The 12,628-nt window shown below is 59.6% G+C and carries 15 protein-coding genes and 1 tRNA gene; 9 read left to right on the top strand and 7 right to left on the bottom strand.

Features of this window, described 5'->3' with window-relative positions; translation table 11 throughout:
- Positions 1-100: transposase (locus ABJP42_RS20620; protein ID WP_348343868.1), on the bottom strand; the 100-nt coding region annotated here is incomplete at its 3' end.
- Here ABJP42_RS20620 and ABJP42_RS20625 point away from each other — a divergent pair.
- Complete coding sequence (locus ABJP42_RS20625; protein ID WP_348343840.1) at positions 69-980, top strand: SDR family NAD(P)-dependent oxidoreductase; 912 nt, start codon at positions 69-71, stop codon at positions 978-980. The two genes, ABJP42_RS20620 and ABJP42_RS20625, sit on opposite strands and share 32 nt — an antisense overlap.
- A gap of 256 nt (positions 981-1,236) precedes the next feature.
- Here ABJP42_RS20625 and ABJP42_RS20630 read toward each other — a convergent pair.
- Positions 1,237-1,312 (bottom strand) — tRNA-Ala (locus ABJP42_RS20630).
- 190 nt (positions 1,313-1,502) lie between these two features.
- Complete coding sequence (locus ABJP42_RS20635) at positions 1,503-1,832, bottom strand: TIGR02300 family protein (protein ID WP_348343842.1); 330 nt, start codon at positions 1,830-1,832, stop codon at positions 1,503-1,505.
- A 100-nt stretch (positions 1,833-1,932) separates the two neighbouring features.
- Here ABJP42_RS20635 and ABJP42_RS20640 point away from each other — a divergent pair, with 100 nt between their 5' ends.
- Together ABJP42_RS20640 and ABJP42_RS20645 are read left to right on the top strand one after the other, a co-directional pair.
- Positions 1,933-2,619 (top strand): M48 family metallopeptidase, encoded by a 687-nt coding sequence (locus tag ABJP42_RS20640; RefSeq protein WP_348343844.1) that lies wholly within the window; start codon positions 1,933-1,935, stop codon positions 2,617-2,619.
- 75 nt (positions 2,620-2,694) lie between these two features.
- The gene (locus ABJP42_RS20645; protein WP_348343846.1) at positions 2,695-3,360 is read left to right on the top strand and encodes a GntR family transcriptional regulator; all 666 of its coding nucleotides are present in this window, start codon (positions 2,695-2,697) and stop codon (positions 3,358-3,360) included.
- 81 nt (positions 3,361-3,441) lie between these two features.
- Here the strand turns inward: ABJP42_RS20645 and ABJP42_RS20650 are convergent, their stop codons facing one another.
- Positions 3,442-4,404 carry an acetyl-CoA carboxylase carboxyltransferase subunit alpha gene (locus tag ABJP42_RS20650; protein WP_348343848.1) on the bottom strand — a complete coding sequence of 321 codons (963 nt, stop codon included), beginning with the start codon at positions 4,402-4,404 and terminating at the stop codon, positions 3,442-3,444.
- 223 nt (positions 4,405-4,627) lie between these two features.
- Here ABJP42_RS20650 and ABJP42_RS20655 point away from each other — a divergent pair, with 223 nt between their 5' ends.
- Complete coding sequence (locus ABJP42_RS20655; protein ID WP_348343850.1) at positions 4,628-5,461, top strand: AraC family transcriptional regulator; 834 nt, start codon at positions 4,628-4,630, stop codon at positions 5,459-5,461.
- Between the two features lie 38 nt (positions 5,462-5,499).
- Here ABJP42_RS20655 and ABJP42_RS20660 read toward each other — a convergent pair whose 3' ends face one another.
- Positions 5,500-6,096, bottom strand: a complete 597-nt coding sequence (locus tag ABJP42_RS20660; protein WP_348343852.1) for a LysE family translocator — start codon at positions 6,094-6,096, stop codon at positions 5,500-5,502.
- A 72-nt stretch (positions 6,097-6,168) separates the two neighbouring features.
- Here ABJP42_RS20660 and ABJP42_RS20665 point away from each other — a divergent pair, with 72 nt between their 5' ends.
- On the top strand, positions 6,169-6,621 hold the full coding sequence (locus ABJP42_RS20665) for an Lrp/AsnC family transcriptional regulator (RefSeq protein WP_348343854.1): 453 nt from the start codon (positions 6,169-6,171) through the stop codon (positions 6,619-6,621).
- A 72-nt stretch (positions 6,622-6,693) separates the two neighbouring features.
- Here the strand turns inward: ABJP42_RS20665 and ABJP42_RS20670 are convergent, their stop codons facing one another.
- Together ABJP42_RS20670 and ABJP42_RS20675 are read right to left on the bottom strand one after the other, a co-directional pair.
- The gene (locus tag ABJP42_RS20670; RefSeq protein ID WP_348343856.1) at positions 6,694-7,332 is read right to left on the bottom strand and encodes a hypothetical protein; all 639 of its coding nucleotides are present in this window, start codon (positions 7,330-7,332) and stop codon (positions 6,694-6,696) included.
- A gap of 77 nt (positions 7,333-7,409) precedes the next feature.
- Positions 7,410-8,369: an L-malyl-CoA/beta-methylmalyl-CoA lyase gene (locus ABJP42_RS20675; RefSeq protein WP_348343858.1), complete on the bottom strand. Its 960-nt coding sequence runs from the start codon at positions 8,367-8,369 to the stop codon at positions 7,410-7,412.
- 303 nt (positions 8,370-8,672) lie between these two features.
- On the opposite strand from ABJP42_RS20675, the gene dgcN reads away from it, so the two are divergent.
- The 4 genes from dgcN to ABJP42_RS20695 all read left to right on the top strand — a co-directional run.
- The gene (dgcN, locus tag ABJP42_RS20680; protein WP_348343860.1) at positions 8,673-9,674 is read left to right on the top strand and encodes an N-acetyltransferase DgcN; all 1,002 of its coding nucleotides are present in this window, start codon (positions 8,673-8,675) and stop codon (positions 9,672-9,674) included.
- Positions 9,675-9,825: 151 nt separating this feature from the next.
- Positions 9,826-10,791 carry an N-acetyl-D-Glu racemase DgcA gene (dgcA, locus tag ABJP42_RS20685; protein WP_348343862.1) on the top strand — a complete coding sequence of 322 codons (966 nt, stop codon included), beginning with the start codon at positions 9,826-9,828 and terminating at the stop codon, positions 10,789-10,791.
- Positions 10,792-10,801: 10 nt separating this feature from the next.
- The gene (locus ABJP42_RS20690; RefSeq protein ID WP_348343864.1) at positions 10,802-11,665 is read left to right on the top strand and encodes a D-amino-acid transaminase; all 864 of its coding nucleotides are present in this window, start codon (positions 10,802-10,804) and stop codon (positions 11,663-11,665) included.
- A 67-nt stretch (positions 11,666-11,732) separates the two neighbouring features.
- Positions 11,733-12,628 (top strand): M14 family metallopeptidase (locus ABJP42_RS20695; RefSeq protein ID WP_348343866.1); only part of this gene is annotated, 896 nt, incomplete at its 3' end.

Raw genomic sequence — 12,628 nt, forward strand, 5'->3', positions numbered from 1 at the left:
AACTGATCGCGTGCCTCCGACATACATCAGCGGTCTTCTCACCAGCTTCCTGGTCCTTGATCATCGCTATGATTTGTTCGTCCGTAAATCGTGCCTTCATTTGTCCGTCCTTTTGTTGGGCGGACTCCACACAAATCTGGAGGAGTTTTAGGGGCACAGGTCAGTCAGGTGACATTGACGGCACACTGGAGAGCAGCGGAGCGCGCTGGTCCAGAAGCGAACTCCTCGATGAACTCATCTCTGAAATCCAGGCTGGGAATGGTCATGCACTGGCCGTGAAATTGGACGTGAGCTCACAAGAGGATGTGGGTGCATTCGTGAAGAAAACGGTCTTGGAGTTCGGTCGCCTCGACGCGCTGGTTAACAATGCCGGCTCTTTGGCTGACTCAGCCAACTTCCTTTCCACAACACCTGACCAGTGGGTAATGAGGCTTCGCGTCAATATGTTGGGTCCGATGATGCCGTCCAAGGCGGTTATTCCTGAGATGCGCAAGGTTGGTGGCGGAAGGATTGTCAATATCGGCTCGACCGGTAGCCTTGGCGCTGAACCCGGATTTGGCGCCTACACTGCAATGAAGCACGGACTGGTTGGCCTGTCGAAAACGCTTGCAGCGGGGTTCGGAGCGGATGGCATTCTCTGTAACACTGTCTGCCCTGGGTATTTCGCCACGGACACGGACAGGGTCGATACGGGACGGCTACTGGCCATGGCGAAACTCTCGGGAGTGATGCTCTACGGTGACACCACGCTGATCCCTAATGTCCAGCTCACCTATACCTCGGACGATCAAAAAGCCTATCGCGACAGTCTGGGCAACCTGATCCCCAGTCAGGGCATCGCCTGGGGGCGGGTCGAGCTGGGGTTGATCTACAGGTTCACCGAGCGCGGGCTGTTCCAGGTCGAAACCTTTTGCGACGGAATCGGTAAGAGCAACTATGAGAGCTATGGGCTGCAGGTTGGGCTGGATCTCGAGTTCTGATCTCCGCGCTTTGTCCCACCTTGAGTAGAGTTGGGCGTGGCTTTGACGCGATTGGAAATTGGCCGCTGCAGGTGGTCCCAAGGGGCAGCCTGCATCGGTATTTTCCGGGTGCCAATGCAGGGGGTGCCCGCAATCAAACAGGAAAGGACTGTTCTGGGGCCCAAGGGGATACCGCATGGCTTTGGGAGGGAGTAGGCGGACTCACCCAAGCTGCTCCTAAGTCGCTAAGAAATGAAGCAAATCGCAGGGGGTGATTTGGTGGAGCCTAGCGGGATCGAACCGCTGACCTCCTGCATGCCATGCAGGCGCTCTCCCAGCTGAGCTAAGGCCCCAAAATCACTCCGCAGGATGGTGAGGCAAAAGGCCTGTCCGTCTTGCGGTGTGAGGGTGATTTAAGGGACGATGCAGCGGGCCGCAAGAGGAAAATGCACCATCGTCATGAGTTTTTTTCTTAGGCTTCAAACCCTGATGCCCAGGCAGCCCGCAGGCTGCTTGGGAGAGGTCGGATCCCAGGGGACGAACTTAAGTATCGTCGTCTTCGGAGGCAACGTCGGCGATTTCTTCGAGCGGCACAGTGTCTGCATCGTCGTCGTCATCATCCAGTACGTCATCGCCCAGATCCAGATCGACGTCCTCGTCATCTTCCAGAACATCTCCGTCTTCAGAGGTATTCTCTTTGGCCTTGGCGCTGGCGGCATCGGCGGCATCGGCTTCGATCATCCGGCTTTTGCCGGTGCTCAGCTCGACAACTTCGCCCGTGTAGGGGCTGACGATCGGATTTTTGTTCAGGTCATAAAAGCGCTTACCGGTGGTTGGGCAGACGCGCTTTACGCCCCATTCTTCGTTGGGCATGTGGATCCCCTTGATTTACTGGTGAGTCGTATCGACGATTCAGTTGCCTTGCCATATGAGGTGGGCACTGTCAAAGCCTTTGCCGTAAAGGGGCGCCATCATGAGCGCATATCATCTGCCCGGAGAACCGCCGGTTCCGCTGGTCCTGCGCCGCTCGGCACGGGCCAAACGGATCAGCCTGCGGATCTCGGCTTTGGACGGGCGGGTCACCCTGACCTTGCCCGCACGACTGCCCGCGCGTGAGGCCCTGGAATTTGCCGCCGAGAAAGAGAGCTGGATTCGGGATCATCTGGCGCGCCATCCAGCCCTGGTCGAAGTGGCAATTGGCAGCCGTGTTTCCATCGAGGGCCAGCAAAGACTGGTGGTCGCAGGCCAGAAGCGCGGCGTGCGGCTCACCCCAAATGAGGTCATGGTCGGGGGCAATAGTCCGGCCAGATCCCTGGAGCGCTACCTCAAGGAGTTGGCCCGCGATCGGCTGGCCGCGGCTTCTGATCACTATGCCGCTCAGGTGGGGCGCTCCTATGCCAAGCTCAGCCTGCGCGACACCCGCTCGCGCTGGGGGTCTTGTTCTTCGGCGGGGACATTGATGTATTCCTGGCGGCTGATCCTGGCCCCGCCCGAAGTGCTCTCTTATGTGGCGGCACATGAGGTGGCGCATCTGGTGGAGATGAATCACTCGGCGGATTTCTGGGCGGTGGTTGCCCAGCTTTGCGGTGACAGCTCTGCCGCCCGGCAGTGGCTGCGGGAGGAAGGCAGTTCTTTGCACCGCTACCGGTTTGATACCTAGCGAATTGGGGTTGTCAGCGCGTGCCTGACCAATTCGAGGTTGACCCCGGGTGGGTTTGTGATCACACCTGACTTCATGTCAATTTCTGCCAAACCCACCGCCACCGCTGCCAGTGATACCACGGCTTCGGCTCATGATAGGGTGTACCGGGCGCTGCGGGCGCGGATCATGTATGGCGATATCGCCCCCGGCGAGGCGCTGACCCTGCGGGGCATTGGCCGCGAATACGGCGTCTCGATGACCCCGGCGCGGGAATCGCTGCGCCGCCTGGTGGCCGAGGGCGCGCTGTCGCTGTCCTCTTCGGGGCGGGTCACCACACCAGAGCTGAGCAATGAGCGAATTGAAGAGCTCGCCGCGCTGCGGGCGCTGTTGGAGGTGGAATTGTCCAGCCGGGCGCTGCCGCGCGCGCATATGGCGCTGATTGACCGGCTGCAAAGCATCAATGTAACCATTGCCGAGATGGTCTCTAAACGGGATGCGGTTGGCTATATCCGGACCAACCTCGAATTTCATCGCACGCTGTACCTGCGGGCCCAGGCGCCTGCGATGCTGGCCATGGCTGAAACCGTCTGGTTGCAGCTGGGGCCAACCATGCGCTCACTTTATGGGCGATTGCGGCGCACTGACCCGCCGCAGAATCACCGCCTGATTATTGCCGCCCTCAAGGCAGGGGATGAACCGGGCCTACGCTTGGCGGTGCGCTCGGATGTGACCCAGGGTTTGCGATTGTTGGTGGTCTGATCCGGCAGGGGGCTGGCATGAAAAAGCCCGGAGCTTCTGCAAGACCGGGCTTTCAATGTCTCTAGAGTTAGGATCTGAGCCTCAGGCGGCGAGGCCTTTGGAGCCGATGTCGAGGAATTTCTGACGGCGATCCTTGATCAGCTCAGCGCCATCTTTGTCTTTCAACTCATCCAGCATCTCTTGGATCGCGTCAGAGACCGAGGCCATGGCGGCCTTGGCATCGCGGTGGGCGCCACCAAGAGGTTCAGGAATGATCCGGTCGATCACAGCCAGCTCGCGCAGGTTCTGCGCTGTCAGGCGCAGGGCCTCGGCGGCTTCGCGCATCTTTTCGGCGTCTTTCCACAGGATCGAAGCGCAGCCCTCCGGCGAAATCACCGAATAAACCGCATGTTCCAGCATCGCCACACGGTTGGCGGTGGCAAAGGCCACAGCGCCGCCGGATCCACCTTCGCCAATGATCACAGAGATCACCGGAACGCCGATCTTCAGGCTCATCTCGGTGGAGCGGGCAATGGCTTCGGACTGGCCGCGCTCTTCGGCGCCTTTGCCGGGGTAGGCGCCGGTAGTGTCCACCAGTGTCACAACCGGCAGGCCAAAACGCCCGGCCATTTCCATCAAGCGCACGGCTTTGCGGTAGCCTTCGGGACGGGCCATGCCAAAGTTGTGCAGGATGCGGTCCTTGGTGTTGGAGCCTTTTTCATGGCCAATCACCATGACTGGCTGGTCGTTGAACCGGGCCAAGCCGCCCATGACCGCCAGATCATCGGCAAAGTTCCGGTCGCCCGCCAGGGGGGTGTATTCGGTGAACAGCGCATCAATATAGTCGCGGCAATGAGGCCGGTCGGGGTGACGCGCTACCTGGCATTTGCGCCAGGGGGTGAGCTCTTTGTAGAGATCTTTCAGCAGCTGCTCGGCTTTAACGTCAAGCGCTGCGGCCTCATCGGCCACATCCATCTCTTCGTTGGCCCGGGCTAGGGCCCGCAGCTCTTCTGCTTTGCCTTCGATTTCGGCCAGCGGTTTTTCAAATTCCAGGTACTGAGTCATATCGCCTCGTTCACGCGGTTTTGCTGTATATGGCCTTCTGCGCCCGCAGATGCAACTCTGTGCCTTGCCCCGCGTCATCAGAAAATGGGAGCTTCGGGAAACGGCGGTTTGCCCAGAGGTGGCAGTGTGGACCAAGGAGACCTCCCATCAGGAGAGTTCAGCAAGATTTGTGATCCTGCCTCATGGCACATCTTGCCGGGCAAGAGAGAAGGAACGTATCACCATGTCTGCGGCCTATGAAAAACGCATCTTGCGCGTTTTGAGCTACATCCACGACAACCCTGCTGGCGATCTGTCTCTGGATCGGCTGGCGGATGTCGCGGCGATGTCGCGGTTTCACTGGCACCGTGTGTTTCACGCGGTAACCGGGGAGACCTGCGCCCAGGCGGTGCGCCGCATTCGTCTGCACCGTGCCGCCAGTGAGCTGCTGCTGACTGCGGATGGTCTGGGGCAGATTTCCCTATCAGTGGGCTATCCGAATCTGCGCTCCTTTTCTCGCGCATTCACCGAGGCCTATGGCGTCAGCCCTGCGGCGTTTCGTAAGGCAAAAACCCATGTGCCTATGCATCCTGATCTGAGAATTGGAGACTACCCTATGTATCCCGTTACCCTGCGCCAAGAGCCCAGCCGCCGCCTTGTCGGCCTGCCACATTCCGGCAGCTACCATGCCATTGGCAAACAGTTTGAAGCCTTTGGTGCACTCTGTGAGACGCGCGGGCTTTGGCCTCAGGTCGGACCGGCCATTGCGATTTACTATGACAATCCAGATGCGACCCCCGAGGCAGAGCTGCGCAGCTTTGTCGGGGCAGAGTTTCGCGGCGAGGACCGGCCGGATGGCATGGAGGAAAAACACATCTCTGGCGGCAAGGTCGCTGTGCTGACCTACAAGGGGCCTTATGCGGGGATCTCGGCAGCTTATCACAGCCTGTTTGGCAATTGGTTGCCAGAGTCTGGTGAAGAACCTGCCGAGGCGCCCTGCTATGAGCTCTACCTCAACAATCCGCGCGAAGTGGCGCCGGATGATTTGCTGACCGAGATTTGTCTGCCATTGAAATAGCCCGGAGACGTAACCCGGAGCGCTCGATCTGGTCGCCGTTACTGCGGCCAGATCACTGGGTAGAGCGAGGCCACCAAAAGCACCGCCATCAGCCAGTTGAACTGGGTCAGACGGCGCGGATTGGTCAGAAACCGCGCCATTTGCTGGCCAAGAATGGTCCAGGACCCAACCGAGGGCAGGTTGATGGCGCCGAACACGGCGGCCACGATAAAGATCGCCCAAAGGGTTTGATCCGGTGTATAGGCGCTGATCGCATTGAGAGCCATGGCCCAGGCCTTGGGGTTGGCCCATTGAAAAGCGGCGGCCTGCAAGAAGGTCATCGGCGCACCGCGATTTCCCGACGTCTCTACAGGGCCGGCATGGGCGATCTTCCAGGCGAGATAGAGCAGATAAATGACCGAAGCGACTTTGAGGGCTGTATAGCTGACAGGGAAGGCGTCAAAGATCTGCACCAAGCCCGCGCCCACCAGAATAACCATAAAGACAAAACCAAGCCCCACCCCCAGCATATGCGGAATGGTGCGACGAAAACCAAAATTGGCGCCAGAGGCCATCAACATCAGATTGTTAGGGCCAGGCGTGATCGAGGAGACAAAGGCAAAAAGCGCAAGGGCCAGGAAGAGTTCATAAGTCATGGGGTGAAAATGACGCGTTGAACCCCGAATGAAATTGCGTTCTTGTGCACGATGTGACCAGATGCACAACTAATGGCTAAAAACGATCGAATAAACCGACAAATATTGCAGGAGCTGACTCGCGATGGGCGGATCAGCAATCTGGAATTGGCAGACCGGGTAGGGCTTTCGCCCTCTGCCTGTTTGCGCCGGGTGCAGGATCTCGAGCAGGCTGGGGTCATCACCGGTTACCGCGCGGTGCTCAACCGGGATGCAATAGGGGCAGGGTTTGTTACCTATATTGGCGTTGGCCTGGGCGAGCACACCAAGGAGGCGCAACAGGCCTTTGAGCGGGCGATGGAAGAGGCGCCGGAAGTTGTGGAATGCCACAATATCACCGGCACCATTGAATATCTGCTGCGGGTCGAATGCGCAGATCTCCCCAGTTATAAACGTTTTCACACCGATATCCTGGGCACCTCGCCCTATGTGACGGCGATTACCACCTATGTGGTGATGGGCTCGCCCAAGGATCTGCGTGGCTGATCCCCCGCGATCGTTATTTTTTGAATATTTATAGAAAGGTGAAGTCAACAGGCTGTGCTTAATCGGCGGGCCTTAGTCCTTGTGGTTGGCTGAAGTAGGCAGCAGGCATTGCAGGGCGATCTCAGGCGACGAGAGGGTTGGAATGGGCAGGCGCGCTTGCAGCTCCGCCTGGGCAGCGGCCATGGAGGCTTGGGCCAGCACCACGGCCTTTGCCTTGGGGTGGTCCTTTTGCCTTGTGGTGATGGCCTGGGCGATGGCTGCGGCAAAGGCCCTGGTGTCCCCGGCCTCAAACAAGGGCCAGAGCGCCGTCAGATCGAGCGGGTGAATATCTGCCTTTTGGCCTGTCTCTGCAAAGGCGCGGCGGAGCAGTTCGGTGGAGGGTGCCAGTGTGCTGTTCAGGCAATAGGCCATCATCACCGGGGCACCAGTTTGACCGCTCATCCGGGCGGCGGCCTGCATCATAGGCCAGTCGATGCGCGTCGCACCTGCGGCTTCAGCCAGTTCGCCAATGGTGGTGCAGCTGCACAGGCGGGGGCCCTTGGTTTTGGCGATAGTGCTGGTGATTTCCTGTTCCAGCGCGGCGTCGATTCCGGTTTGGGCCCGGGCCAGCCAATCAGGGCGGACCTCATGTGCCAGCTGGGCCTCAGGGGCCAGTCTGTTGAAGGTTTCAACATGGATCTGGGCGGTATGGAACAGGGTCAGATCAGGCAAGGGGATCTCCGGCAGCAAGAAGGGCGCCTGTTGGGCGCCCCTTTATCTTTAGTCGCTTGTGGTGAGTGCCGAAAGGCCTAGCCTGCGGCGATCAACTCGGACTGCGCGACGATGACCTCGGCCTGTTTGATCGAGGCGATGTCGACCAGGCGGCCTTTGTAGACGGTGGCGCCTTCGCCATTGGCCTTGGCCTGTTCCATCGCCGCGAGGATTTCGCGGGCCTCTGCAACGGCCTCGTCGGAGGGGGTGAAGACCTCGTTCGCCAGGCCGATCTGTTTGGGATGGATGGCCCATTTGCCCACCATGCCCAAAGTGGCCGATCGTTTGGCCTGGGCAATATAGCCTTCGTCATCGGAGAAATCGCCAAAGGGGCCATCCACGGGCAGCACGCCATGGGTGCGGCAGGCGGCGACAATGGCGGCCTGGGCCCAATGCCAGGGGTCGGACCAGTGCTTTTCGCCTTCGCGCAGCATGTAGTAGTTTTCCTGGGTGCCGCCGATGCCGGTGGTCTGCATACCCATGGAGGCGGCAAAATCCGCAGCACCCAGCGACATGGCCTGCATCCGGGGGCTGCTGGCGGCGATCTCTTTCGCATGAGCGCTGCCGGCGGCTGATTCGATGATGACCTCAAAGGAAATCGGTTTGCTGCGGCCCTTGGCCCGTTCGATGGCGGTGACCAGCGCGTCGACGGCATAGACATCTTCGGCGCAGCCAACCTTGGGGATCATGATCTGATCAATGCGGTCGCCGACCTGTTCCAACAGATCCACCACGTCGCGGTACCAATAGGGCGTGTCCAGCCCGTTGATGCGCACCGACATGTATTTATTGCCCCAATCCACGGTGTTGAGCGCCTCGATGACATTGGCGCGGGCCGCGTCCTTGTCCGATGGAGCCACGGAATCTTCCAGGTCGAGGTTGATCACATCCGCAGCAGAGGCGGCCATTTTGGGGAAGAGATTGGTATTGGAGCCGGGGCCGAACAGCTGACAGCGGTTGGGACGGGCAGGGGCGGCGGGCTGAAGGCGAAAGCTCATAGCGGCAATCCTTTGGGTAAGGAAATTACGATTTTGTCTCATAATGTGGTAAGAAATTGCGCGAGGGCTTGCAAGGGTTACTTTGCACTCGCAGCATTGCCCCTGCGGCATCCGCGCAACTCACCAGTCGGAGGCGCAAGGATCATCGGCCTTCCTTGAAACTTTCGTAGATTCTTCGGTTGCAGCGCTATCATGTGGAGGTTTCTTCTAAAACCCTGAGTTGGAAAAAGCAAAAACGGGACCCTCTCGTGAGCGGGGTAAATTAGAATCGCCCGGACATGAAATTTCTCTGGAGGGCCCGAGATGATCGAGACACCATATCTGTTGTTCCTGGGCGATGCGCCCGACATGTTGGCAGCCAAGGTTGCCATTGGCATCCGTGACTGGCGTCCGGACCATGCGGTTGGCCAAATTCGTCTGCCGGGCTGCGGTGCGGACCTGGGCCTGACCGAAATGACCCTGGCCGAGGCCAAGGCGGCTGGTGCCAAGACCCTGGTGATTGGTGTTGCCAACCGGGGTGGTGTTATCTCGGCGGCCTGGAAGGAAGTGCTGATCCAGGCCCTGGAAATGGGCTATGATCTGGCCTCGGGTCTGCACAACCTGTTGCGCGACGAAGGGGATCTGGTTGCGGCGGCGCAGACCCATGGTGGCACGCTGCACGACGTGCGCGTTCCAACCGATGGCTATCCGATTGCCAATGGTGTGAACCGCACAGGCAAGCGCTGCCTCGCCGTTGGGACTGATTGCTCGGTTGGCAAGATGTATACAGCGCTGGCGATGGATGCCGAGATGCAGAAGCGCGGCATGAAGTCGACTTTCCGCGCCACGGGCCAGACCGGTATTCTGATCACCGGTCACGGCGTACCGCTGGATGCCGTTATCGCAGATTTTATGGCGGGATCAGTTGAATATCTCACGCCTGACAATGAGGCAGACCACTGGGATCTGATCGAGGGCCAGGGGTCTTTGTTTCATGTCTCCTATTCCGGTGTGACCATGGCGCTGGTGCATGGGGGGCAGCCGGATGCGCTGATCCTCTGCCACGAGCCAACCCGGTCGCATATGCGGGGTCTGCCGGATTATTCGGTACCCTCGTTGGAAGAGCTGCGCGATGTGGCTCTGCCCCTGGCGCTGCGGGCCAATTCGGAATGCAAGATTGTGGGCATTTCGGTCAATACCCAGCATCTGAGCGAAGATGAGGCGGTGAAGTACCTGGCTGAAACCGAAGAGCGCATGGGGCTGCCGGCGGTGGATCCCTATCGCCATGGGGCGGGTCGTCTGGTGGACGCGCTCGCCGCGATCTGATCTATCTATTTGCGCCGGAGTCGCCTGTCTTTTGGGCAGATGCCTCCGGCGGGAATATTTTTGGAAAGATGATATCACGATGTCCGGTTTTGCGGCCATCGTTGCGAGGCTCTCGGGGTTCTAGGGAGCGAGACAGAACAAGGGCAGCTTCATGCAGATCACCGTTACACCGGATGTTTTTAAACTGGCGCAGGTCTTTACCATCTCGCGCGGCTCACGCACCGAGGCCAAGGTGCTGACGGTAAAGGTGGAAAAGGGCGGCATTACTGGCTGGGGCGAATGCGTTCCCTATGCGCGCTACAATGAAACCCTGGAAAGCGTGACTGCCGAGATCGAAGCCCTGCCAGCGGATTTTTGCCGGGCCGAGTTGCAGGATCTGTTGCCTGCCGGAGCCGCGCGCAATGCGGTGGACTGCGCGCTTTGGGATCTGGAGGCCAAGCAGGCCGGGAAGCGCGTCTGGGAGCTGGCCGGACTGCCTGCGCCGGGGGTGGAAATAACCGCCTATACTCTGTCCTTGGCCAGTCCTGAGGAGATGCAAAAACAGGCGGCAGAGAATGCTCATCGCCCGCTGTTGAAGATCAAGCTGGGCACGGCTGATGATATGCCGCGTCTGGAGGCGGTGCGGGCTGGCGCGCCGGAAGCCAAGATCATCATCGATGCCAATGAGGGCTGGTCGGCCGAGGTCTATGCCGAGTTGGCGCCACATTTGGTGCGGCTTGGTGTGGAACTGGTGGAGCAGCCGTTGCCTGCCGGGGAGGATGAGGCCTTGATCGGTATGGAGCGCCCGGTGCCTGTCTGCGCCGATGAGAGCTGCCATGACCGGGCGAGCCTGCCAAAGCTGAAGGGCAAATATGATGTGGTCAACATCAAGCTGGACAAAACCGGTGGCCTGACCGAGGCGCTAAAACTGCGGCAAGAGGCCCTTGCGCTGGGCTATGAGGTCATGGTGGGCTGCATGGTTGGCTCCTCACTGGCGATGGCCCCTGCGACATTACTGGCACAGGGCGTTTTGGTCACAGACCTTGACGGGCCGCTTTTGTTGGCCGAAGACCGCCAGGTACCATTAAAATTTGATGCCGCCGGGGTGCACCCGCCTAAGGCTGAACTCTGGGGTTGAGGAGACCACGATGACCCGTACCGTTTATGTAAATGGCGAATACCTGCCCGAGACCGAGGCAACTGTCTCGATCTTTGACCGCGGCTTTCTGATGGCCGATGGCGTCTATGAGGTCACATCTGTTCTGGATGGCAAGCTGATCGATTTTGACGGCCATGCGGTGCGGCTGGAGCGGTCCCTGACAGAGCTGGACATGCCTGCGGCTTGCACCAAGGAAGAGCTGTTGGAGATCCACCGCGAGCTGGTATCCCGCAACGAGATCGTTGAGGGGCTTGTTTATCTGCAGATCACCCGTGGCTCTGACGGCGACCGCGATTTTGTCTTCCCGGATCCGGAAACCACCAAGCCGACAATCGTGCTGTTCACCCAGAACAAGCCTGGTCTGGCAGACAACCCTGCTGCCAAAAAGGGCGCCAAGATCATTTCGATCGAAGACATCCGCTGGGGACGTCGCGACATCAAAACCGTTCAGCTGTTGTATCCGTCGATGGGTAAGATGATGGCCAAGAAAGCCGGCGCCGATGATGCCTGGCTGATCGAGGATGGCTATGTCACCGAGGGCACCTCGAACAACGCCTATTTTGTCAAGAACGGCAAGATCGTCACCCGGCCACTGAGTAATGACATCCTGCATGGCATCACCCGCAAGGCGGTCCTGCGAATGGCCGCAGAGGCGCAGATGGTTGTCGAGGAACGCCTGTTCACCATTGATGAGGCCAAGGAGGCGGATGAGGCCTTTACCACCTCGGCCTCGGCCTTTGTGATGCCTGTGGTTGAGATCGACGGCGTGGCCCTGGGCGATGGCACCCCTGGCCCCATTGCCACGCGCCTGCGCGAGATCTATCTGGAAGAGAGCCTGAAGGCGGCGATCTGACCCAATTTGCATTTCCGTGCAAGCGATTTAGACTGGACCCCGGCGTGAAAAACGACGGGGTCTTGTTGTGTCAGATAGTCCGGTTACCTGTGAGATTGATTTAGAGGCCGAGGGCAGGCATCAGGGCTATTTACGGCTGCCACATTCGGTGCATCGCAGTGCCTATGGCTGGATTGGTGTGCCGATTGTGTCGATCCGCAATGGCCCTGGGTCGGTAATGCTGATGTCTGCAGGGGTACATGGCGATGAATATGAAGGGCAGATTGCCCTCGCCAGTCTGATCCGCAGTCTGCAGGTGCAGGATCTGCGGGGGCAGGTGATCTTGTTGCCGCAGGCCAATGCAGCAGCGGCCGAGGCTGGCACCCGGACCTCTCCGATTGACCAGGGCAATCTCAACCGGCTGTTTCCGGGGGACCCGCGTGGGACCCCCACGGAGGTGACGGCGCATTTCATCGAGGAGCATCTGCTGCCACGCTGCGATTATTCGGTCGATCTGCATTCCGGCGGCGCGTCCTTGTATTACGCGCCAACGCTGTTGCGGGGGCAGGGCCATAATGCCGAAGTCAGTCGGCAACTCGAAGCCTTGCAGGCAGCTTTTGACCTGCCGCAGGCCTGGGTGTTCACGGGTGGCGGCGGGCCAAATTCAACGGCGCGTACCTTGATGGGCGGGGCCAATCGCAAGGGGGTGGTGCCGATCATGGCAGAGCTCGGCGGCGGTGGCGCTGTCGATTCAAAGATCCTGGGGTTGACCCTGCGGGGGTTGAAGCGGGTATTGCAGAGTATCGGAATGCTTCCGGGCTATGAGGCTGACGCAGCCAGAGGCACCCGAGAGCTGCATGTGCAGGGCTCTGTCTATGCCTATGATGCCGGGGTCTATGAGCCCGTCAAGGATATCGGTGATGCGGTCGCCGAAGGGGAGGTGATTGGCTATCTGCACCGATTGGATATCCCCTGGCTAGAGCC

The organism is Pseudophaeobacter sp., assembly GCF_039971195.1.
GTDB lineage: Bacteria > Pseudomonadota > Alphaproteobacteria > Rhodobacterales > Rhodobacteraceae > Pseudophaeobacter.

What these genes read in the sequence shown, in the direction of transcription:
- ABJP42_RS20690 (WP_348343864.1), top strand. Translation starts at nt 10,802, where the DNA reads ATGACCCGTACCGTTTATGTAAATGGCGAATACCTGCCCGAGACCGAG.
- ABJP42_RS20635 (WP_348343842.1), bottom strand. Translation starts at nt 1,832, where the DNA reads ATGCCCAACGAAGAATGGGGCGTAAAGCGCGTCTGCCCAACCACCGGT.
- ABJP42_RS20645 (WP_348343846.1), top strand. Translation starts at nt 2,695, where the DNA reads ATGTCAATTTCTGCCAAACCCACCGCCACCGCTGCCAGTGATACCACG.
- ABJP42_RS20660 (WP_348343852.1), bottom strand. Translation starts at nt 6,096, where the DNA reads ATGACTTATGAACTCTTCCTGGCCCTTGCGCTTTTTGCCTTTGTCTCC.
- ABJP42_RS20665 (WP_348343854.1), top strand. Translation starts at nt 6,169, where the DNA reads ATGGCTAAAAACGATCGAATAAACCGACAAATATTGCAGGAGCTGACT.
- ABJP42_RS20655 (WP_348343850.1), top strand. Translation starts at nt 4,628, where the DNA reads ATGTCTGCGGCCTATGAAAAACGCATCTTGCGCGTTTTGAGCTACATC.
- ABJP42_RS20625 (WP_348343840.1), top strand. Translation starts at nt 69, where the DNA reads ATGATTTGTTCGTCCGTAAATCGTGCCTTCATTTGTCCGTCCTTTTGT.
- dgcA (WP_348343862.1), top strand. Translation starts at nt 9,826, where the DNA reads ATGCAGATCACCGTTACACCGGATGTTTTTAAACTGGCGCAGGTCTTT.
- ABJP42_RS20640 (WP_348343844.1), top strand. Translation starts at nt 1,933, where the DNA reads ATGAGCGCATATCATCTGCCCGGAGAACCGCCGGTTCCGCTGGTCCTG.
- ABJP42_RS20650 (WP_348343848.1), bottom strand. Translation starts at nt 4,404, where the DNA reads ATGACTCAGTACCTGGAATTTGAAAAACCGCTGGCCGAAATCGAAGGC.
- ABJP42_RS20675 (WP_348343858.1), bottom strand. Translation starts at nt 8,369, where the DNA reads ATGAGCTTTCGCCTTCAGCCCGCCGCCCCTGCCCGTCCCAACCGCTGT.
- dgcN (WP_348343860.1), top strand. Translation starts at nt 8,673, where the DNA reads ATGATCGAGACACCATATCTGTTGTTCCTGGGCGATGCGCCCGACATG.